Raw genomic sequence first — 19,068 nt, 5'->3', positions numbered from 1 at the left:
CCATGCGAGCACGAGTGCAGGAGATCGTCTTCGACTGCGCGGAGCCCGCGGCTCTCGCCCGGTTCTGGTCCGCGCTGCTCGGCGGCGAGCCGGTGGTGCGGAACGCGGGCTGGGCGTACGTCGATCCGCCCGGTTTCGTACGCGTCGCCTTCCAGCGCGTGCCGGAGGGCAGGACCGTCAAGAACCGGCTCCACCTGGATCTGGAAGTGGCCGACATCGAGACCGCGGCCGACGAGGCGGTAGGGCTCGGTGGGGCTCCGGTCGGGGACGTGGTCACCGACGCGCAGGGCCGGTTCCAGGTCATGCGGGACCCCGAGGGCAACGAGTTCTGTTTCGTGGCCGAGTGACATGGTGGGGCCCAGTGACATGGTGACGGAGCCGAGTGACATGGTGGCGGGGCACAGTGACGGGGCGCAGTGACGGGGCCTGGTGACACGGCCGGCTGCAGGTGCTGACTGACCCGGGCCGTCCGGGGGGACAATCACCGTATCCGTCCATCCGTACCGGTACACCGGACGTCGGAGGAGGCCCCATGCCGCTGCGCAGCTCCAGAGTTCCCCGGGACGCCGTGCACCATCCCGTCTTCGCGCGTTTCTACGCCCGGTTCAGTGTGTCCGCCGACCTGCGCGGCGGGATCGCCGCACACCGCGACGAGCTGCTGTCAGGTCTGTCCGGCCGGGTCATCGAGATCGGCGCGGGCAACGGGCTGAACTTCACGCACTACCCCGGCGCCGTGTCCGAGGTGGTCGCCCTGGAACCGGAACGCACGCTGCGGCAATTGGCGGTGACGGCGGCCAGGCACGCGGACGTGCCCGTCGATGTGGTGCCGGGCGCCGCGGAGGCGCTTCCGGTGAAGAGCGAGGCGTTCGACGCGGCGGTCGCGTCCCTGGTGCTGTGCAGCGTCCGGGATCTGCCACGCGCTCTCTCAGAGATCAGACGAGTCCTGCGCCCCGGCGGTGAGCTGCGGTTCTTCGAGCACGGGGTGGCGCCGGGCGGAGCGATGGCCAGGGTCCAGCGGGGCCTGGACCGTACGGTGTGGCCACGGCTCTTCGGAGGTTGTCACACGGCCCGCGATCCACTCGCCGCGATCGAGGCGGCCGGGTTCCAGCTGGGTGAGTACCGGCGGCTGCGGGTTCCGGAGAAGGGCCCCCAACTCCCCACGTCCTTCTGTGTGCTCGGTGTCGCGCGCCGGCCGCACGTGGACCGTCACTGACTCCATCGCCGCAGTTCACCGGCGATGTCCCGGACATCGGCCGTGCCTTGTTTCACCAGCCGGGCGAGGTCGCGGACGCGTTCGGGCGACGTGACGACCTTCAGCCCGCACGCGGCGAGATAGCCGTACGCGACCGCCGAGGCGAACATCGCGTTGGAGTGCTCGAGTGCGGGGACGTGCAGAAGGAGCTGCAGCAGGGAGGCGGCGCGGCTGTGCGGATCGTCGTAGACCGGGGTGCCGAATATCTCCGCTTCGTGCCGGCTGACGGCGGCGATCAGTGCGCCCCAGTCGGTGACCTGCGGATCGCCGGGCGTCTTGTGCTCGGCGACCATGAGAAGCCAGGCAAGGTCGATCGACAGGTTGATGTTGCCATGTGACGGTGTATCAGCGGATTCGTCGTTGTCCATGGGTGTCGGCTGTCTCAAGGGTAGGCGGTCGCACAGGGGTTCCGCGAGGCACGGGCGCCCCGGCAGATGAACCTGCGCGCAGTCAACGCTTGCCCTGGCCCCCTCGTTCTGCCTGCCTGCCTTGCTCGTCCGCGCGTTCGGCGCCGGTCGTGCCGCCCGCCGCCCCGAACTCCTCCGCGAACACCGACTCGTACTGCTTCATGAAGTCGGCGGCGGCCTCGACGAAGGTGCGGCCCACCTCGCCCGCGTCCTGCTTGACGAGCTCCTCGATGTAGCGGTTCACGCTCAGACCACGCTGGTGTGCCCGCCGGCGCGCGGCCTCGGCGGTGGTCTCGTCCACGCGCACGTTCAGCTGAGTCTTCGCCACACCCTCAAGCTAGCGCGGCGACGCTAGCACCGACAAGGCCCGGGGGAGCCCGCACGCTCAGGGGAACGGGAGCCGTCGATGCCCACGACCCGGGAGGCAGTCGTGTCCACCGAGCTCAACCTGCTCGTACAAGCCCCGACGATCACCGACGACCGCCGGGCCGCGGCTTCGGAGTTGCTGCCGCGGGTCCTGAGCACGGACCCGTATCGCTGAGCACGGGAACGAACCGCATCGTGGAATCCGGTCGACTGCCGCGCTCCCGCAGTGGTCGGATGGCGGCCATGACTGATCTTCGGATACGGGCCGCGTCGCCGGCCGACCTCGGCACCGTGCTCACCTTCTGGAAGGTGGCCGCGGAGGGCACCAGCATCAGCGACGACCCGGAGGGCGTCGAGCGGCTCGTCGTCCGCGATCCGCAGGCGCTGATCCTCGCGGAGCGCGACGGCGAGCTGGTGGGCACGGTGATCGCGGGGTTCGACGGCTGGCGCTGCCATCTGTACCGGCTCGCGGTCCACCCGGACCACCGGCGGCGCGGCGTCGGCAGGGCGCTCCTCTCGGCGGCCGAGGAGCGTTTCGTACACCTGGGCGGGCGGCGCGGGGACGCGATGGTGCTGGACCGGAACGCGTCGGCGCACCACGCATGGCGGGCGGTCGGCTACGCCCCCGAGCCTCAGTGGAGCCGTTGGGTGAAGCCACTCGCCGAGTGAGGTCCCCCCGCACACGCGGGTGAGCAGCCGGGTATCCGTGCACGGGACGGCCGGCACCATCTGGCGCGATCCGGGACAGCCGGGACAGCCGGGATGATCGGAGCGATTGGGCCACGACTTTGCCCGTCCTTTACCATGGGTGCTCCCCTCGACAGCTTCAGCAGTGAACGAAAGGTGTGAGCGTCCGCCCATGGGCGAGCCTCCCAGTTGCAGATATCGCGCGGTCCTCCTGTCCCTGGCCGACCATGGGACGGAGGTGAACCGATGACCGAGGTGCTGCTTCTCGTCGTTGCGGTGTTGCTCTGCCTCGCCTGCGGGGGCTTCGTCGCGGCGGAGTTCTCGCTCACGACGGTCGAGCGCTCCGACCTCGAACGAGCGGTGGAACGGGGCGAGCGCGGCGCGGCGAGCGCGCTGACGGCGGTCCGGGAACTCACCTTCCAGCTCTCCGGCGCCCAGCTCGGCATCACGGTCACCAATCTGGTCGTCGGCATGCTCGCCGAGCCGTCCATCGCCAAGCTGATCAGCGGGCCGGTCGAGGCGCTCGGCTTCTCACCGTCGGCCGCCTCGTCCCTGGCCCTCGTGATCGGTACGGGTCTGTCGACGATCGCGCTGATGGTCGTCGGCGAGCTCGTCCCCAAGAACTGGGCGATCTCGTCGCCGCTAGCCGTCGCCAAGGTGGTCGCGCCCCCGCAGCGGGTCTTCTCGGCGGCGTTCCGCCCGCTGATCGGCCATCTGAACAACACGGCCAACCGCATCCTGCTCCGGCTCGGCCTGGAGCCGACCGAGGAGCTGGCCTCGGCGCGCAGCCCGCAGGAGCTCGTCGCCCTGGCCCGGCACTCCGCCAAACAGGGCTCGCTGGAGGCGGACACCGCCGAGCTGTTCGTCCGCACCCTGAGTCTGGCCGAGCTGACCGCGGAGAACGTGATGACGCCGCGCGTCCAGGTCACGGCCCTCGAGGTGCAGGCGACCGCCGAGGACGTCGCCAACGCCACGCGAGCCACCGGTCTGTCGCGCTTCCCCGTGTACCAGGGCAGCCTCGACACCGTCGTAGGAATCGCTCACATCAAGGACGTGCTGGCCGTTCCGGCCGAGCGTCGGCCGCGCCACCCGGTGGCCGAGCTGCTGCGCGAGCCGCTGCTCGTACCGGAGACCCTGACGGTGGACCGGCTGCTGGACCGGCTGTCCGGAAAGCGGACGATGGCCGTGGTGATCGACGAGTACGGCGGCACGGCCGGGGTCGTGACGCTGGAGGACATCGTCGAGGAGGTCGTCGGCGAGGTCCGCGACGAGCACGATCCGCATGAGACGCCGGACCTCGCGAGGGCCGGCGAAGACGCGGACGGCCGCGCCCTCTGGTCGGCCGACGGGGCCGCCCGTACCGACCAGCTGGAAGCCATCGGGCTGCGGGTGCCGGAGGGACCGTACGAGACCCTCGCCGGGCTGCTGGCCACCGCACTCGGCCGGATTCCGGCCGTCGGAGACAGCATCGAGCTCTCCGGCTGGCGGCTCGACGTCGTGGACGCCTCCGGGCGGCGCGCGGCGCGGGTGCTGATGCACGCGCCGCTGTCGTCGGACGGCCCCGACGAGGAGAGGACGGCGCGATGACCGCGATCCAGCTCTTCATCGGCTTGCTGACACTCGTCGTCAATGCCTTCTTCGTCGGCGCGGAGTTCGCCCTGATCTCCGTACGGCGCAGCCAGATCGAGCCGGAGGCGGAGGCCGGGAACCGGCGGGCGCGCAGCGTCATCTGGGGTCTGGAACACGTCTCGGCGCTGCTCGCCGCGGCGCAGCTCGGCATCACGCTGTGCACGCTGGTACTGGGTGTGGTCGCGGAACCGGCCATCGCTCATCTGCTGACGCCCGTCTTCGACGCCGTCGGCGTGCCGCACGGCCTGGTCCACCCGATCTCGTTCGTGATCGCGCTCTCCGTGGCCACGTATCTGCACATGCTGCTCGGCGAGATGGTGCCGAAGAACATCGCGCTGGCCGAACCGACGCGGGCCGCGCTGCTGCTGGGTCCGCCGCTGGTGGCGCTGGCCCGGGCACTGCGCCCGGTGATCTTCGCGATCAACGCCTTCGCGAACGCGCTGCTGAAGCTGCTGCGGGTGAAGATCAGGGGCGAGGTGGCGGCGACCTTCTCGGACGACGAACTGGCCCGGATGGTCCGGGACTCCGGAGACGCCGGTCTGCTGGACGACCGGGCGGCCGAGCGGCTGCGCGACGCCCTGGAGCTGGGGCGCCGGCCGGTCGCCGATGTGGTGATGCCGGTGGAGCGGGTGGTGTATGCCCAGGTCGGCACCACGCCCGAGGAGCTGGAGCGGCTGGCGGCGGAGTCCGGCTTCTCCCGTTTCCCCGTCGTCGACAGCAACCGGCAGATCCTCGGCTACCTGCATGTGAAGGATGCCCTGGACGACATTCCGCGCGATATGCCGTTCCCGGTCTCGGCGATGCGGCCCATCGCCCGGGTGCGCGCCGTGACCCTGCTCGACGACGTGCTCACGGCGATGCGGCGCAGCCGCACCCATCTCGCGGCGGTGCTGGACGAGGACGGCGGGCTGGCCGGCCTGGTGACGATGGAGGACGTACTGCGGGAGCTGGTCGGGCCGCCCGGTCAGGGCAGCTGAGGAGACGGCGCCGGCGGCGGCGCCGCCGTGGCCGGCCGGTCGGTGGTCTCGGTGATGCCGGGACCCCGCCGGCCCAGCCCCGAGGCGCCCAGCGCCGTGAGGACGGCGAGGAGGGCGGCAAGGCCCGCCGTCGCGAGGGCCGCGGGCCAGTCGACGTCGAAGAGGCTGGTCGCCCCGGCCACCAGGACCGCGGCGAGCGACTGCGCGAAGGTACGGATGGCACGCTCTGCGGTTGCGGCCCAGAAGGCGCCGCTCCATAGGTTCGTCATGTACTGGACATACCCAGAAACGGCGGCGACGACGAGGGCCGCACCCCCCTGACCACCCGGACGGTCCGGCGTGCATACCGACCGGTATGATCGCACGGTCATGACAACGAATGCCACCTACACCAGCCTCGTCGCGGTCGGCGACTCGTTCACCGAGGGCATGTCCGACCTGCAGCCCGACGGCTCGTACCGGGGCTGGGCCGATGTCCTCGCCGCGAGGCTCGCGGGCCGCACGCCCGGTTTCCGGTACGCCAATCTCGCCGTGCGCGGCAAGCTCATCGGGCAGATCGTCGAGGAGCAGGTGGACCGCGCCGCGGCGATGGAGGCGGACGTGGTGACGCTCGTCGGCGGGCTCAACGACACCCTCCGCCCCAAGTGCGACATGGGCCGGGTACGGGGGCTGCTGGAGGAGGCCGTGGAACGGCTGGCTCCGGCATGCGGACAACTGGTGCTGATGCGCAGCCCCGGGCGCCAGGGTCCGGTCATGGAGCGGTTCCGTCCCCGCATGGAGGAGCTCTTCGACCACATCGACACCCTGGCGGCGCGCCACGGCGCGCTGGTGGTGGACCTGTACGGCGCAGAGGTGCTCGGGGACCAGCGGCTGTGGGACGTGGACCGGCTGCACCTGACCGCCGAGGGGCATCGCAGGGTCGCCGAGGCCGTGTGGCAGACACTCGGCCTCGCCGCCGAGGAGGACTGGCGGGCGCCGCTGCCGCCGGCGGTGCGCCAGGGCTGGGCGGAACGGCGGACGGCCGATGTGCGGTTCGCCCGGCAGCATCTGGTGCCGTGGATCGGGCGGCGGCTCACCGGGCGCTCGTCGGGAGACGGCAGGCCGGCAAAACGGCCCGAACTGCTGCCGTACGAGCCCACGGCCGGGACTCCGCTCGACGGCGCGCCCTCTTAGGGCTCCATCAGGGCTCTCGTAGGACATGTCCGGTGGATCTTGCCGGGTTCGCGACGCCCTACGCCTCCGACGCGGAGGGTCTCGTACGCCGCGCAGGTCTCGTAGCAAGCCACAAATCGGGGCGGGGCGCTGGCCTGCGTAAACCGCCAGTAGAATCCGTACACGTGACTGCAAAGCCTCGCATCCCCAACGTCCTGGCCGGCCGCTACGCCTCCGCGGAGCTCGCCGTCCTGTGGTCTCCCGAGCAGAAGGTGAAGCTGGAGCGTCAGCTCTGGCTGGCCGTGCTGCGTGCCCAGAAGGACCTCGGGATCGAGGTGCCCGACGCCGCCCTCGCCGACTACGAGCGCGTCCTCGACCAGGTCGACCTGACCTCGATCGCGGAGCGCGAGAAGGTCACCCGGCACGATGTGAAGGCGCGTATCGAGGAGTTCAACGCCCTCGCCGGTCATGAGCACGTGCACAAGGGCATGACGTCCCGCGACCTCACCGAGAACGTCGAGCAGTTGCAGATCCGTCTCTCGCTGGAGCTGATGCGGGACCGCACGGTCGCCGTGCTGGCCCGTCTCGGGAAGCTGTCCGGGGAGTACGCGGAGCTGGTGATGGCCGGCCGCTCACACAATGTCGCGGCGCAGGCCACGACGCTCGGCAAGCGGTTCGCGACGGCCGCGGACGAGCTGCTGGTCGCGTACGCCCGGCTGGAGGAGCTGCTCGGCCGCTACCCGCTGCGCGGCATCAAGGGCCCGGTCGGCACCGCCCAGGACATGCTCGACCTGCTCGGCGGGGACGCCGCCAAGCTCGCCGAGCTGGAGCAGCGCATCGCGGGCCACCTGGGCTTCGCGCATGCCTTCACGTCCGTCGGTCAGGTGTACCCGCGCTCGCTGGACTACGACGTCGTCACGGCGCTGGTGCAGCTCGCCGCCGCACCGTCCTCGCTGGCGAAGACGATCCGGCTGATGGCCGGTCACGAGCTGGTCACCGAGGGCTTCAAGCCCGGCCAGGTCGGCTCGTCCGCGATGCCGCACAAGATGAACACCCGCTCCTGCGAGCGCGTCAACGGCCTCATGGTGATTCTGCGCGGCTATGCCTCGATGACCGGTGAGCTGGCGGGCGACCAGTGGAACGAGGGCGACGTCTCCTGCTCGGTCGTGCGCCGGGTCGCGCTCCCGGACGCGTTCTTCGCGTTCGACGGTCTGCTGGAGACGTTCCTGACGGTGCTGGACGAGTTCGGCGCGTTCCCCGCGGTCGTCGCCCGCGAACTCGACCGCTACCTGCCCTTCCTCGCCACCACCAAGGTCCTGATGGGTGCGGTGCGCGCCGGTGTGGGCCGCGAGGTCGCCCACGAGGCCATCAAGGAGAACGCGGTCGCCTCCGCGCTGGCGATGCGGGAGCAGGGCGCCGAGCGCAACGAACTGCTGGACAAGCTCGCCGCCGATGACCGCATTCCGCTGGACCGCGCCCAGCTCGACGGGCTGATGGCGGACAAGCTGTCCTTCACCGGCGCGGCGGGCGAGCAGGTCGCCTCGGTGGTGTCCCGGATCGAGGAGATCGCCAAGCAGCACCCGGAGGCCGCCGCGTACACGCCGGGGTCCATCCTCTGACCGGGGTGATCGGATGGCCCGCTTCACCCCCGCCGAGCTGGAGGCCGCCCGCGATCGCCTCGTCCCCGATGTGATCGCGGACGGTCTGTCCGTCCTGTTCTGCGGCATCAACCCCGGTCTGATGTCGGCGGTGGCGGGCCACCACTTCGCCCGGCCCGGAAACCGCTTCTGGCCGGTGCTGCACCTGTCGGGCTTCACCCCGCGCCAGTTGAGGCCGTCCGAGCAGGACGAACTTCTGACGTACGGGCTCGGCATCACCAATGTCGCGGCCCGTGCGACCGCCCGGGCCGAGGAGCTCAGCGACGAGGAGTTCCACGAGGGCGGCCGGATCCTCACCGAGAAGGTGGAGAGGCTACGGCCGCGCTGGCTCGCTGTCGCCGGGGTCACGGCGTACCGCACGGCGTTCGGCGACCGCTCGGCGCGCATCGGCCCACAGGAGCGGACGATCGGCGGGACCCGGATCTGGGCCCTGCCCAACCCGAGCGGGCTCAATGCCCACTGGACGGCACAGTCGATGGCTGAGGAGTTCGGCCGGCTGAGGGCGGCGGCGGCCGGCGGCGCGGACCGGGGCGCGGGCGCGCCATAGGCTGCGGGTGCGCCCTGGGTGGTGTCCACCGGGACGGGCCAGGACCCGCGTCACGTGGGCACGCTCGAGCCGCTCTGGAACATGCTCGATCTCACGCCGGAAGGGCGTGGCGTCGACCGGCGGGAGCAGCTGAGCTACTCGTAGCGCCCCAGTGCGTGCCGACGGGCCGGCACGGCGGACGGAAGCAGGCCCAGTACGACATGGGCTCCCGCGAGCAGCCCCACGACCAAGGCGAACCCACAGCGCGTTTCCTACGGCGGGTCTATCTCAGTGATCACCGCCACCAGCTGGAACGGCAGCTCGGTGTCCCACTGTGAGACACCGAGCACCACCCACTGGCCGTCCGCCTGCCACAGATGGACATCGGGCACGGAGTTGGAGAGCGAACTCCAGGGCTCCGGTATCTCCTCGCCGTCCTCCGAGGACCTGACGAACACCGAGTTCAGACTGAACACCTGCGGCCGGCCCCAACGCTCGCTCAGCAGTAACGCCAGCGCCTCGCGCTCCGCGTCGTACTGCTCCTCCACGACCTCACGGCGCTCAGGCTCCTCCCAGAAGTCCTCGCTCGTGCTCAGCTCGGCCATGTGGTAGCCGGGACCGCTGCCGCCCACGTCCGACCGGCCGTACTCCGCGGGGAAGGGCCGGGAGCGCAGCTGATCGATGGTCGCCAGATGCCGTGCGATGGTCATGGATTCAGTAAACCCTCTCGCACTGACATGTGGCGGGGCATCAGGCGTCCCGTCGGCGCAGGGCCCACCATCCGGCCAGCAACGCGGCAGCAGCCCACGCCGCCGTCACCGCGAGACCGGTCCACGGACCGATGGCGCCGTCCGGGTGCTGGTGCAGCACCAACTGCCCAGCACGGTCCGGCAGGAAGTCCGCGACGCCGCCCACGACGTCCCCGATGACGAAGGAGACGATGAGGATGAACGGGATGAGCAGGCTCAGGACGGCGACCGCACTGCGCAGCAGTGCCGTCAGGCCCGCGGCGAACAGCGCCATCAGCGCGAGGTAGACACCCCCACCGACGCAGGCACGCAGCGCTCCGGGGTGGCCGAGTCCGATGGCGAACTCCCCCATGAACAGCTGGCCCACGAGGAAGGTGCAGAAGCTGGTGGCCAGCCCCACGAGGAGGGAGGCGGCCGCTACGACAGCTGTCTTCGCGGCGTAGAAGAGGCCTCTGCGCGGCACCGCGGACAGGGAGACGCGCAGGGCACCGTGGGCGAACTCCGAGGACAGGGCAGTGGCGCCGAAGCTGATGGCCGCGACCTGGGCGAAGTTGAGGGCGTAGAAGGCGCCGAAGAGCGTGTCCGCGCCGGGGTTGTCGGCCTCCGCCTGGCCGACCAGGGGGTAGACGAGCAGCGTGATGGCGAGGGTCGTGGCGAGTACGGCGATGAGGGAGCCGTAACTGGCGCGTACGGAACGGATCTTGATCCACTCGGAGTGCAGGACTGCGGGCATGGACATGGTTCAGGCCTCCTGGTGGGTGGCGGCGGCTGCGGCGAACTCGGCGTCGTCCGCGGTGAGGGCGAGGTAGGCCTGCTCCAAGGAGGCCTGCTCGTCGGCGAGTTCGAGGATTGCGATGCCTTCGCGTGCGGCGAGCGCACCGATGTCGGCAGCCTTGGCTCCGTCGACGTTCAGCTTTCCGTCGTCCGCGTACTCGACGGCGTACCCCTGCCTGCTGAGCGTGGCGTGCAGCCGGCTCTGCTCGGTGCTGCGCACGCGCACACGGGGGCGGCTGTGTGCGTCCAGGAACTCCTGCATCGGGGTGTCGGCCAGGAGCCGGCCGCGGCCGAGCACGATCAGGTGGTCGGCGAAGGCGGCGGTCTCGGTCATGAGATGGCTGGAGACGAGCACCGTGCGGCCCTCGCGGGCGAGCCGGCGCAGCAGTTCGCGAATCCAGATGATGCCCTCCGGGTCGAGCCCGTTGGACGGCTCGTCGAGCATGATCACCTGCGGGTCGCCGAGCAGGGCTGCCGCGATGCCCAGGCGCTGGCGCATGCCGAGCGAGTACGTCTTGATGCGGCGGCCCGCGGCCGGGGCGAGCCCGGTCTCCTCGAGGACCTCGTCGACGCGCTGCGCGGGCAGGTTGTTGCTGACTGCGAGGGCGCGCAGATGGTTGCGCCCGGTGCGGGAGGCGTGGGCGTTCTGCGCGTCGAGCAGCGCACCCACGTGCCGCAGGGGTTCGTCGAGTGCGGCGTACGCCTTGCCGCCGATCGTCGCCGTGCCGGCCGTCGGCCGGTCGAGGCCGAGGACGAGACGCATTGTGGTGGACTTGCCGGCGCCGTTCGGGCCGAGGAATCCGGTGACCCGGCCGGGCTCGACCGTGACGGTGAGGCGGTCCACCGCGCGGGCGCTGCCGTACTGCTTGGTGAGTGCTGCGACTTCGATGCTTGTCACGCCTCCACCCTCGCGGCGGGTGGAGGCCCCGCGCCTCCCCCGGCGGTGGAGATCGTCTCCCCCGTGCGGGGGAACCGGCCGGTGCGGGGTCCCTGGCAGGATGGCGGCATGCCCCGATTCCTGCGACCGCTGACCCGCGCGGTGACCTATACGCGCTGGCTCCACCTGATCGTGGGTTCGGTGGTCGCCGTCATCTGCGCTTTCGTCTATCCGGGCATGGAACCCGTGAACTGGTGGGTCATACCGCTGGTCCCGATCCCGCTGCTTCTGGCGGCGGCCACGGTTCCGGCCATGCGCCTGGCCGAGGGTCTGCAGGCCCGTCACATGCTGCTCCCGGGTCAGCACGCGCGCGTGTCGGAGGATGAGCGGCGCGGCGGCGGCGACGATCCGGGCATCGTGGCGCGTCCCTCGGCGACGTGGCGGGACCGGAGCCGTACCGCGGTCTGGCTGGTGCTGCGCCTCGAAGCGGGCTGCGCCATGGCCTTCGTGTCGATCCAGCTGTTCGCGTCCACCCTGGCGTTGACCGGCGCCGCACTCGGCCAGGACCCCGGTGCCGACGCGCTCGTCATGCCGTCGGGTACGCACTGGGCGTACGCCTTCCTTGTGCCGGTGCCGCTGCTCGTCCTCGGGTATGTCGCGGCAGGTGCGGGCGCCCTGATGACCATGGCGGCCCGCCGGTTGCTGGGCCCCTCCCCTGCGGAGCGCCTGGCCGCCCTCGAGGAGCGCACCGAACAGCTCCTCGAGCGCAATCGCATCGCCCGCGAACTCCACGACTCCATCGGCCATGCGCTGACCGTCGCCGTCGTCCAGGCCGGCGCGGCACGGGCCGCGGGCGACGCGGAGTTCACGGACCGCGCGCTCGGGGCCATCGAGGAGACCGGCCGGGCCGCCCTGGAGGATCTGGAGCGGGTGCTGCGAGTACTGCGTGAGCCCGGGCAGCCGACGAACCGGCGCCCCACACTCGCCGAGGCCGACCGCCTCCTCGACTCGGCACGCGCTGCGGGTGCCGAGGTCGACATCGTAGTCTCCGGCCCACTCGAGGCGCTCCCGGGTCCGGTCACGCGCGAGGGCTACCGGATCCTGCAGGAGGCCCTCACCAACGTGCTGCGCCACGCCGGTCCTGTCCCGGTGACCGTGCGCGTCGCGACCACCGACCGGCAGCTTGCCCTCGAGGTACGCAATCCGGTCGACGGAACGCCTCTCGGCCCGGGCGCCGGCAGCGGACTGCGCGGCATACGCGAGCGAGCCGCGCTGCTCGGCGGTCACGCCGAGACGCGGGTGCGGGACGGCGCGTGGCAGGTGCGCGTCGAACTGCCCCTGTCCTGACGACGGTCGGGCTCTCCGCCCTAGACTGGCCGAATGCCGATCACCGTCCTGCTCGTCGACGATGAGCCCCTCGTCCGCGCGGGTCTGCGTGCCGTCCTCGAGGCGCAGGCCGACATCGAGGTGATCGGGGAGGCGGCGGACGGTGCGGCCGTCGTACCGCTGGTGCGGTCGCTGCGGCCCGACGTCGTGGCGATGGACGTGCGGATGCCGCTCCTGGACGGGATCGAGGCCACGCGTGCGGTGCTGCGGACCGTGTCGGAGCCGCCGAAGATCCTCGTGGTGACGACGTTCGAGAACGACGAGTACGTGTACGAGGCACTGCGGGCGGGTGCCGACGGGTTCCTGCTGAAGCGGTCCCGGCCCGCCGAGATCGTGAACGCGGTGCGCACCGTGGCCGAGGGAGAGTCGCTGCTCTTCCCGGCCGCGCTGCGTTCGCTCGTCGCGGGGCAGGCCGCCGCCCGCCCCACGCCCACCGCCGTGGAGCGGGCGGCGCTCACCGAGCGGGAGTCGGCAGTGCTGCGGCTGATGGCGAAGGGCCTGTCCAACGCGGAGATCGCCGCGGAGCTGATCGTCGGTACGGAGACGGTGAAGTCCCATGTCAGCGCCGTGCTGGCGAAGTTGGGCGCCCGGGACCGCACACAAGCGGTGATCGCCGCGTACGAGTCCGGTTTCGTGGCTCCCGCCTGACCACGGGGCCCGGCCGGTCGGCGCTCGCCGCGCCCCGCCGCCATTGAGTACGATCCGCCCGACACGTGGACGAGCGGGAAGGACACACCGTGGGGCGGCTGACCGGCGGGGACCCGTCGCTTCTGCGGCGGATCAATTCCGCGGTGGTACTCCATGCGCTGCGGGGCGCCGATTCCCCCACGCTCACCGATCTGACCCGGGTCACCGGATTGTCCCGGCCGACCGTCGAGGGCGTGCTGGAAGGGCTCATCGCCTCCGGGCTGGTCGTGGAGACCGGCCCCGAGGAGGGCGAGACCCGGCGGCAGGGGCGGCCGGCGCGCCGGTTCCGGTTCCGTGCCGAGGCCGGGCATCTGCTGGGAGTGGAGATCGGCCCGCACCGGGTCGCCGCGCTGCTGTCGGGCCTCGACGGCCGGATCATCGGCGCGGGATCCCGTGAGGTGGACGAGGCGGCGCCCGCGGACGAGCGGCTGGAGCGGGTCCGTACCGTCGTCGCCGATGTCCTGCGGCGTGCCGGAGTCGCCCGCAGCTCGCTGCGCGCCGTCGGAGTCGGTACGCCGGGCATCGTCGAGGCCGACGGCACGGTACGCCTGGGCACTGCGCTGCCGGGCTGGACGGGGCTGGCCCTGGGTGAGCGGCTGAGGCGCTCGTTCCGCTGTCCGGTGCTCGTGGAGAACGACGCGAACGCGGCGGCGGTCGCAGAGCACTGGAAGGGTACGGCGACGGACTCGGACGACATCGTCTTCGTCCTGGCGGGGCTCAGTCCCGGCGCGGGCTCGCTGATCGGCGGGCGTCTGCACCGGGGCTACGGCGGGGCGGCGGGCGAGATCGGCGCACTGCATCTGCTGGGCCGGGAGGTCACTCCGGAGACGCTGCTGTCGACCACGGACGAGCCGCTGCATCCGCTGGACGAGCAGGCGGTCGCGGGGGTGTTCGCACATGCCCGGCAGGGTGACGAGCGGGCGCGCGCCGCGGTCGACCGGTTCATCCAGCGGCTGGTGCACGACGTGGCGGCACTGGTGCTGGCGCTCGACCCGGAGCTGGTGGTCATCGGCGGCTGGGCGGCCGGGCTGGACGGCGTCCTCGATCCGCTGCGCGACGAGCTGTCCCGCTACTGCCTGCGGCCGCCCCGGGTGGCGCTGTCGATGCTCGGTGAGGCCGCGGTGGCGACCGGGGCGCTGCGGCTGGCGCTTGACCATGTCGAGGAGCAACTGTTCGCCGTCGAGGGAACGGTGACGGCCCGCCGCTGAACGCGACGGGCCGTACGGCGGAGCAGGCGCTCAGGAGGCGCGGCGCTGCTGGGTGTCGTGGCGGATCTCCAGATCGCCGGAGTCGCCGAAGGTCAGTCGGCAGGTGTCCGCGCGGTACGTCGCCACCGAGACGACGGCGGTGCGGCCCTGCGCGAAGTACCGGGTGGTGACGACGAGGACGGGGGCGCCCGGGAGGCGGTCCAGTTCCTTCGCGTCGTCGACGCGCGCGGAGCCGAGCTCCACAGCGCGGTCCTGGCCCTCCAGAGCCGGACGCTGCAGCTCACGCAGGACTCCGCGGGCGCGAGCCGCGCCGGCGGGGGCATCGATGGCGGACAGCTCGGGCACGGAGCCGGACGGGATGTAGAGCAGCTCGGTGGCGACCGGCTGGCCGTGGGTCACCAGCATCCGGCGCACGATGTGGACTTCCTCGTCGCCGTCGGTGTCCAGCACGCGGCCCACGGCGGCGGGCGGGACGCCGGTCGTGCAGTCGAGAGCCTGCCAGGCGTCCCCGGGGCTACCGGGCCAGTCCTGCGGGGAGGTGGAGACGTCGACGCCCATGCGGGGCGGCGCGACGGTGGTGCCGACACCGCGGCGGCGCTGCAACCGGCCCTCCAGCTCCAGCTGTTCGAGCGCCTGGCGGAGAGTGGCCCGGGCGACTCCGAAGCGGGCGGCCAGCTCGCGCTCGTTGGGCAGGATCTCCCCGACCGAGAAGTCGGAGTCGAGCGCCTCGCCGATCACGGTCTTGAGGTGCCAGTACTTCGGCTCCGGCACCGTCTCCAGTTGCGTGGTCCCCACCCTGTCCTCCGCAATCACCGTGGCCCCGGCGGCTTTCCGTGCCCTTGTTTATTAAAGGTTCCTGCACTAACGCTGTGACCATAGGACGGCGCTCAGGCTTGGTCAAGACCAATCCTCCTGCCCCGAGCCATGGAATCACCCTCTGCCACAGAGCGTTCACGGAAGGTTCGTGCTCTGGCGAAAAACAGCGGCCCCGCGTCCGGACCGGACGCGGGGCCACGTGCGGGCGCGGAAACCGCAGCTACCTCTCCAGGGCGCCGAGCTTGTCGGGATTCCGTACGAGGTAGATGCACTGGATCCTGCCGTCCCTGACCTCGACCTGAATGACGGTGTCCGGGTGTCCGCCCGAGAGCACCAGTAGCCCGGGCGCTCCGTTGAGCTCCAGGAGCCGGAACTCGGAGGCGGGCAGGGGCTCCTTGGCCACGGCGTGCAGGAAGCGGCCCACCTTGTCCGCGGTCTCGATGATCCGCAGCGGCGCCTTCGACTTGCCTCCGCTGTCGCTGACCAGCCGGACATCGGGGGCGAGCAGGTCGAGGAGCGCGTCGAGGTCACCGCCCGAGGCCGCGGCGAGGAACCGCTCCGTCAGGTCGCGGCGTTCGGCCGGATCGACGTCGTATCGCGGCTTGCGCTCCTCGACGTGGCGGCGGGCCCGCCCGGCGAGCTGCCGCACGGCCGCCTCGCTGCGGTCCAGGGTCGTCGCGATGTCGCCGTACGGGAATCCGAAGGCCTCCCGCAGTACGAACACCGCGCGCTCCAGTGGAGAGAGCGACTCGAGGACGACGAGGACGGCGAGCGACACGGACTCCATGAGCACAGCGCGCTCGGCGGTGTCGGACGTGGTGTGGTCGAAGTCGGTCGCGATGGGTTCGGGCAGCCAGGGCCCCACGTACGCCTCGCGGCGCGACTGCACGTGCCTCAGCCGGTCGATCGCGAGCCTGGTGGTGATGCGTACGAGGTAGCCGCGGGGCTCGCGGACGTCGCCGCGGTCCTCGGCGGACCAGCGCAGCCAGGTTTCCTGGACCACGTCCTCGGCATCGGCGATCCGGCCGAGCATGCGGTAGGCCACCCCGGTCAGCACAGAGCGGTGGGCTTCGAAGACGTCCGTCGCGGTATCGGTTGCCACGTCACCATCCCAGCCGACAGGGGCGGTGATGTCCAGGCGGTTCCTGTGCGTCGCTCGGCACACCCACCGGTGGACCGGGCGCGTGTCGATGCGCGTCCCGCGCTCATCGGTGTTCCCCCCTTGAATCGGGGGCTACCGAGCGGTAATTGTTGCTGACAAGGTGTCTACAGGGTCAGGGAGCGGCAGCATGACCTCGAAGGTCTCGTTCACGATCGATTCCGCCGGCGGAATCCGCACGCTGTCCGTGGTGTACGAACGCCTCGGCACCGGGGAACCGTTGCTGCTGCTCCACGGCATCGGGCACCACTGGCAGGCCTGGGAACCGGTCCTTCCCGCCCTCGCCGCCGAGCGCGAGGTCATCGCCGTCGATCTGCCCGGTTTCGGCATGTCACCCGCACTGCCCGACGGGGTCTCCTACGACCTCTCGACCGTGGTCCCGGTGCTGGGCGCGTTCTGTGCGGCGCTCGGCATCGACCGGCCTCACGTAGCGGGCAACTCACTCGGCGGGCTGCTCGCCCTCGAACTGGGCCGCGAGAAGCTCGTACGCTCGGTCACCGCCCTCTCCCCCGCCGGATTCTGGACGGAGAGCGAGCGCCGCTACGCGTTCGGGACGCTGCTCGCGATGCGCCGGGGCGCCCGGATGATGCCCGCGCCGATGATCGACCGGCTGTCCCGTACGGCCGCCGGACGCGCGGCGCTGACCAGCACCATCTATGCCCGTCCCGGGCGCCGTTCACCCGAGGCGGTCGTGGCGGAGACGCTCGCCCTGCGGGACGCCACCGGCTTCCGCCGGACGCTTGACGCGGGTCGCGACGTGCTGTTCACGGACGATGTGCCGGGTCTCCCGGTCACCGTGGCGTGGGGCACCCGCGACCGGCTGCTCCTGCGCCGCCAGGGCGTCCGCGCCAAGCACGCCATCCCCGGCGCCCGGCTGGTGCGGCTTCCCGGCTGCGGCCATGTACCCATGAACGACGACCCCGCGCTCGTCGCGCGGGTGATCCTCGACGGCAGCCGCTGAGTCCTTGTGACCACGGGTCCGTGCTGCGTCCGCGGCCGAAGCCGTTCATGACTCCTCGGAGTTGGACCAGCCGCGGACACGGAGAACCAGTCCCTGTCCGGGCGCGGCCGGTTGTTCACGTGGGGTTCGTGTGTCCGCCTCCGCCGGGCGCTAGGCATGGGCACGGCAAGCCCTCGCCCACTCCCTCTCAGGAGGCGTACCGATGTCGTACAACCGCCGTACCGTCCTACGCGGTTCGCTCGCCGCGTCGGCGGCGCTCACGCTCGGGGCCGCCGCCCCGGCCCAGGCTCTGCGCGGCAGGCCGGGCGCCGCCTGGGGCGTTCAGACGGGCGACGTCACGTCGTCGTCAGGGCTGGTGTGGGTACGGTCCGACCGGCCCGCCCGAATGATCGTGGAGACGTCGGCGACCGAGTCGTTCCGCCGGGCGCACACCTGGCACGGCCCGCTCCTGGGCCCGGGAACCGATTTCACCGGGACGACTGCGCTGCGCGGTCTGCCGCCGGGCGAGCAGATCCACTACCGCGTGACGCTCGCGGACCCCGACGACCCGCGCCGCACGGGCGAGCCGGTGTACGGGACGTTCCGCACGGCCCCCGCGCGGCGCCGGTCGTCCGGGGTGCGCTTCCTGTGGTCGGGCGACATCGCCGGGCAGGGCTGGGGCATCAACCCCGACATCGGCGGGTTCCGGGCGTACGAGGAGATGCGGCGCCTCGACCCGGACTTCTTCCTGTGCAGCGGGGACACGGTGTACGCGGACGGGCCGATCGCCCCGAGCGTGACGCTGCCCGACGGGCGGGTGTGGCGCAACATCACGACCGAGGAGAAGTCGAAGGTCGCGGAGACGCTCGCCGAGTACCGCGGCAACTTCCGCTACAACCTCCTGGACGAGAACGTCCGCCGGTTCAACGCGCAGGTGCCGACGGTGGTGCAGTGGGACGACCACGAGGTGCGCAACAACTGGTACCCCGGCCAGATCCTCGACGACGCGCGCTACACCGAGAAGAACGTGGACGTGCTGGCCGCCCGCGCGATGCAGGCGTTCGGTGAGTACTTCCCGGTCTCCACGCTGCCGGCTCGCGGGCGTGAGGGGCGGATGCACCGGGTGGTGCGGTACGGACCGCTGCTCGACGTATTCGTGCTCGACATGCGCTCCTACCGGAACGCCAACTCCCCCGGGCGGCAGGCGGACGACACGACCGGGATTCTCGGTGCGGAGCAGCTGACCTGGCTCAAGCGCGAGCTGTCGCGGTCGCGTGCGGTGTGGAAGGTGCTCGCGGCGGACATGCCGCTGGGGCTCGTCGTGGCGGACGGTTCCGCGAACTTCGAGGCGGTCGCTCAGGGAGATCCGGGTGTACCGCTCGGGCGCGAGCTGCAGATCGCGGAGCTGCTGCGGTTCATCAAGCACCGTCGGATCACGGGCACGCTGTGGCTGACGGCGGACGTGCACTACACCTCGGCACAGCACTACGCCCCGGAGCGGGCCGCGTTCAAGGACTTCGCTCCCTTCTGGGAGTTCGTGTCCGGCCCGCTGGCGGCAGGGGGGTTCCCGGCGAACACGCTGGACGGGACGTTCGGGCCCGACCGCGTCTACGTGCGGGCGCCGGAGCGGGCCAATGTGTCGCCGATGGAGTCGCCGCAGTACTTCGGCGAGGTCGACATCGACGGCGGCAGCGGCGAGTTGACGGTCCGCCTGCGGGCCGAGGGCGGAGCGGTTCTCTTCAGCAAGGTGCTGCAGCCCGGGCGGGTGGGGCAGGACCGCGGATGAATCGCCGACCGCCCGGTCCGGTGCCGGCGCCG

23 protein-coding genes are annotated in these 19,068 nt (G+C 71.5%); 15 read left to right on the top strand and 8 right to left on the bottom strand.

Annotated elements, in window-relative coordinates; all coding sequences use genetic code 11:
* Positions 1-2 precede the first annotated feature (2 nt).
* Both ACZ6ZQ_RS24270 and ACZ6ZQ_RS24265 read left to right on the top strand, forming a co-directional pair.
* Positions 3-347 carry a VOC family protein gene (locus ACZ6ZQ_RS24270; protein WP_469770600.1) on the top strand — a complete coding sequence of 115 codons (345 nt, stop codon included), beginning with the start codon at positions 3-5 and terminating at the stop codon, positions 345-347.
* Between the two features lie 185 nt (positions 348-532).
* On the top strand, positions 533-1,213 hold the full coding sequence (locus ACZ6ZQ_RS24265; RefSeq protein WP_469770599.1) for a class I SAM-dependent methyltransferase: 681 nt from the start codon (positions 533-535) through the stop codon (positions 1,211-1,213).
* Here ACZ6ZQ_RS24265 and ACZ6ZQ_RS24260 read toward each other — a convergent pair.
* Both ACZ6ZQ_RS24260 and ACZ6ZQ_RS24255 read right to left on the bottom strand, forming a co-directional pair.
* Positions 1,207-1,578, bottom strand: a complete 372-nt coding sequence (locus ACZ6ZQ_RS24260; protein WP_469770693.1) for a fic family toxin-antitoxin system, toxin component — start codon at positions 1,576-1,578, stop codon at positions 1,207-1,209. The genes ACZ6ZQ_RS24265 and ACZ6ZQ_RS24260 overlap by 7 nt on opposite strands.
* 124 nt (positions 1,579-1,702) lie before the next feature.
* Positions 1,703-1,987: an antitoxin gene (locus ACZ6ZQ_RS24255; protein ID WP_469770598.1), complete on the bottom strand. Its 285-nt coding sequence runs from the start codon at positions 1,985-1,987 to the stop codon at positions 1,703-1,705.
* Positions 1,988-2,065: 78 nt separating this feature from the next.
* Between ACZ6ZQ_RS24255 and ACZ6ZQ_RS24250 the strand changes: the two genes are divergently transcribed.
* The 4 genes from ACZ6ZQ_RS24250 (at position 2,066) to ACZ6ZQ_RS24235 (ending at position 5,318) form a co-directional block, all read left to right on the top strand.
* Complete coding sequence (locus tag ACZ6ZQ_RS24250) at positions 2,066-2,200, top strand: hypothetical protein (RefSeq protein WP_469770597.1); 135 nt, start codon at positions 2,066-2,068, stop codon at positions 2,198-2,200.
* Positions 2,201-2,268: 68 nt separating this feature from the next.
* On the top strand, positions 2,269-2,694 hold the full coding sequence (locus ACZ6ZQ_RS24245) for a GNAT family N-acetyltransferase (RefSeq protein ID WP_469770596.1): 426 nt from the start codon (positions 2,269-2,271) through the stop codon (positions 2,692-2,694).
* Positions 2,695-2,958: 264 nt separating this feature from the next.
* A complete protein-coding gene (locus ACZ6ZQ_RS24240; protein ID WP_469770595.1) occupies positions 2,959-4,299 on the top strand; it encodes a hemolysin family protein in 1,341 nt (446 codons plus the stop codon).
* The gene (locus ACZ6ZQ_RS24235; RefSeq protein WP_469770594.1) at positions 4,296-5,318 is read left to right on the top strand and encodes a hemolysin family protein; all 1,023 of its coding nucleotides are present in this window, start codon (positions 4,296-4,298) and stop codon (positions 5,316-5,318) included. The genes ACZ6ZQ_RS24240 and ACZ6ZQ_RS24235 overlap by 4 nt, the downstream gene beginning before the upstream one ends.
* Here ACZ6ZQ_RS24235 and ACZ6ZQ_RS24230 read toward each other — a convergent pair.
* The gene (locus tag ACZ6ZQ_RS24230; RefSeq protein ID WP_469770593.1) at positions 5,306-5,587 is read right to left on the bottom strand and encodes a holin; all 282 of its coding nucleotides are present in this window, start codon (positions 5,585-5,587) and stop codon (positions 5,306-5,308) included. The two genes, ACZ6ZQ_RS24235 and ACZ6ZQ_RS24230, sit on opposite strands and share 13 nt — an antisense overlap.
* Before the next feature lie 100 nt (positions 5,588-5,687).
* On the opposite strand from ACZ6ZQ_RS24230, the gene ACZ6ZQ_RS24225 reads away from it, so the two are divergent.
* The 4 genes from ACZ6ZQ_RS24225 to ACZ6ZQ_RS24210 all read left to right on the top strand — a co-directional run bounded on the left by ACZ6ZQ_RS24225 (position 5,688) and on the right by ACZ6ZQ_RS24210 (position 8,819).
* Entirely contained in the window at positions 5,688-6,491 is an 804-nt protein-coding gene (locus ACZ6ZQ_RS24225; RefSeq protein WP_469770592.1) for an SGNH/GDSL hydrolase family protein, read from the top strand.
* A 164-nt stretch (positions 6,492-6,655) separates the two neighbouring features.
* Complete coding sequence (gene purB / locus ACZ6ZQ_RS24220; RefSeq protein WP_469770591.1) at positions 6,656-8,089, top strand: adenylosuccinate lyase; 1,434 nt, start codon at positions 6,656-6,658, stop codon at positions 8,087-8,089.
* Positions 8,090-8,102: 13 nt separating this feature from the next.
* A complete protein-coding gene (mug, locus tag ACZ6ZQ_RS24215) occupies positions 8,103-8,675 on the top strand; it encodes a G/U mismatch-specific DNA glycosylase (RefSeq protein ID WP_469770590.1) in 573 nt (190 codons plus the stop codon).
* A gap of 21 nt (positions 8,676-8,696) precedes the next feature.
* Positions 8,697-8,819 carry a hypothetical protein gene (locus ACZ6ZQ_RS24210; protein WP_469770589.1) on the top strand — a complete coding sequence of 41 codons (123 nt, stop codon included), beginning with the start codon at positions 8,697-8,699 and terminating at the stop codon, positions 8,817-8,819.
* Positions 8,820-8,926: 107 nt separating this feature from the next.
* Here the strand turns inward: ACZ6ZQ_RS24210 and ACZ6ZQ_RS24205 are convergent, their stop codons facing one another.
* From ACZ6ZQ_RS24205 to ACZ6ZQ_RS24195, 3 genes are read right to left on the bottom strand one after another with little or no spacing between them, the layout of a single operon-like run.
* A complete protein-coding gene (locus tag ACZ6ZQ_RS24205) occupies positions 8,927-9,364 on the bottom strand; it encodes a hypothetical protein (protein ID WP_469770588.1) in 438 nt (145 codons plus the stop codon).
* 40 nt (positions 9,365-9,404) lie between these two features.
* Positions 9,405-10,142 carry an ABC transporter permease gene (locus ACZ6ZQ_RS24200; RefSeq protein WP_469770587.1) on the bottom strand — a complete coding sequence of 246 codons (738 nt, stop codon included), beginning with the start codon at positions 10,140-10,142 and terminating at the stop codon, positions 9,405-9,407.
* 3 nt (positions 10,143-10,145) lie between these two features.
* Positions 10,146-11,075: an ABC transporter ATP-binding protein gene (locus ACZ6ZQ_RS24195; protein ID WP_469770586.1), complete on the bottom strand. Its 930-nt coding sequence runs from the start codon at positions 11,073-11,075 to the stop codon at positions 10,146-10,148.
* 108 nt (positions 11,076-11,183) lie between these two features.
* Here ACZ6ZQ_RS24195 and ACZ6ZQ_RS24190 point away from each other — a divergent pair, with 108 nt between their 5' ends.
* The 3 genes from ACZ6ZQ_RS24190 to ACZ6ZQ_RS24180 all read left to right on the top strand — a co-directional run bounded on the left by ACZ6ZQ_RS24190 (position 11,184) and on the right by ACZ6ZQ_RS24180 (position 14,335).
* Positions 11,184-12,401, top strand: a complete 1,218-nt coding sequence (locus ACZ6ZQ_RS24190; RefSeq protein WP_469770585.1) for a sensor histidine kinase — start codon at positions 11,184-11,186, stop codon at positions 12,399-12,401.
* 33 nt (positions 12,402-12,434) lie between these two features.
* The gene (locus ACZ6ZQ_RS24185) at positions 12,435-13,088 is read left to right on the top strand and encodes a response regulator (protein ID WP_469770584.1); all 654 of its coding nucleotides are present in this window, start codon (positions 12,435-12,437) and stop codon (positions 13,086-13,088) included.
* 89 nt (positions 13,089-13,177) lie between these two features.
* Positions 13,178-14,335 (top strand): ROK family transcriptional regulator, encoded by a 1,158-nt coding sequence (locus ACZ6ZQ_RS24180; RefSeq protein WP_469770583.1) that lies wholly within the window; start codon positions 13,178-13,180, stop codon positions 14,333-14,335.
* A gap of 30 nt (positions 14,336-14,365) precedes the next feature.
* Here the strand turns inward: ACZ6ZQ_RS24180 and ACZ6ZQ_RS24175 are convergent, their stop codons facing one another.
* Positions 14,366-15,130 (bottom strand): GntR family transcriptional regulator, encoded by a 765-nt coding sequence (locus ACZ6ZQ_RS24175; RefSeq protein ID WP_469770582.1) that lies wholly within the window; start codon positions 15,128-15,130, stop codon positions 14,366-14,368.
* A gap of 241 nt (positions 15,131-15,371) precedes the next feature.
* Entirely contained in the window at positions 15,372-16,253 is an 882-nt protein-coding gene (sigJ, locus tag ACZ6ZQ_RS24170) for an RNA polymerase sigma factor SigJ (protein ID WP_469770581.1), read from the bottom strand.
* 187 nt (positions 16,254-16,440) lie between these two features.
* Here sigJ and ACZ6ZQ_RS24165 point away from each other — a divergent pair, with 187 nt between their 5' ends.
* The gene (locus tag ACZ6ZQ_RS24165) at positions 16,441-17,271 is read left to right on the top strand and encodes an alpha/beta fold hydrolase (protein WP_469770580.1); all 831 of its coding nucleotides are present in this window, start codon (positions 16,441-16,443) and stop codon (positions 17,269-17,271) included.
* A 202-nt stretch (positions 17,272-17,473) separates the two neighbouring features.
* Complete coding sequence (locus tag ACZ6ZQ_RS24160; protein ID WP_469770579.1) at positions 17,474-19,036, top strand: alkaline phosphatase D family protein; 1,563 nt, start codon at positions 17,474-17,476, stop codon at positions 19,034-19,036.
* Positions 19,037-19,068 lie beyond the last annotated feature (32 nt).

Source organism: Streptomyces sp. NPDC053673, from assembly GCF_055585225.1.
This window is presented reverse-complemented; position numbering and strand designations above follow the sequence as displayed.

Coding starts and splice junctions, on each gene's coding strand:
- ACZ6ZQ_RS24270 (WP_469770600.1), top strand. CDS start 3: ATGCGAGCACGAGTGCAGGAGATCGTCTTCGACTGCGCGGAGCCCGCG.
- ACZ6ZQ_RS24265 (WP_469770599.1), top strand. CDS start 533: ATGCCGCTGCGCAGCTCCAGAGTTCCCCGGGACGCCGTGCACCATCCC.
- ACZ6ZQ_RS24250 (WP_469770597.1), top strand. CDS start 2,066: ATGCCCACGACCCGGGAGGCAGTCGTGTCCACCGAGCTCAACCTGCTC.
- ACZ6ZQ_RS24245 (WP_469770596.1), top strand. CDS start 2,269: ATGACTGATCTTCGGATACGGGCCGCGTCGCCGGCCGACCTCGGCACC.
- ACZ6ZQ_RS24240 (WP_469770595.1), top strand. CDS start 2,959: ATGACCGAGGTGCTGCTTCTCGTCGTTGCGGTGTTGCTCTGCCTCGCC.
- ACZ6ZQ_RS24235 (WP_469770594.1), top strand. CDS start 4,296: ATGACCGCGATCCAGCTCTTCATCGGCTTGCTGACACTCGTCGTCAAT.
- ACZ6ZQ_RS24230 (WP_469770593.1), bottom strand. CDS start 5,587: ATGACGAACCTATGGAGCGGCGCCTTCTGGGCCGCAACCGCAGAGCGT.
- ACZ6ZQ_RS24225 (WP_469770592.1), top strand. CDS start 5,688: ATGACAACGAATGCCACCTACACCAGCCTCGTCGCGGTCGGCGACTCG.
- mug (WP_469770590.1), top strand. CDS start 8,103: ATGGCCCGCTTCACCCCCGCCGAGCTGGAGGCCGCCCGCGATCGCCTC.
- ACZ6ZQ_RS24205 (WP_469770588.1), bottom strand. CDS start 9,364: ATGACCATCGCACGGCATCTGGCGACCATCGATCAGCTGCGCTCCCGG.
- ACZ6ZQ_RS24200 (WP_469770587.1), bottom strand. CDS start 10,142: ATGTCCATGCCCGCAGTCCTGCACTCCGAGTGGATCAAGATCCGTTCC.
- ACZ6ZQ_RS24190 (WP_469770585.1), top strand. CDS start 11,184: ATGCCCCGATTCCTGCGACCGCTGACCCGCGCGGTGACCTATACGCGC.
- ACZ6ZQ_RS24185 (WP_469770584.1), top strand. CDS start 12,435: ATGCCGATCACCGTCCTGCTCGTCGACGATGAGCCCCTCGTCCGCGCG.
- ACZ6ZQ_RS24165 (WP_469770580.1), top strand. CDS start 16,441: ATGACCTCGAAGGTCTCGTTCACGATCGATTCCGCCGGCGGAATCCGC.
- ACZ6ZQ_RS24160 (WP_469770579.1), top strand. CDS start 17,474: ATGTCGTACAACCGCCGTACCGTCCTACGCGGTTCGCTCGCCGCGTCG.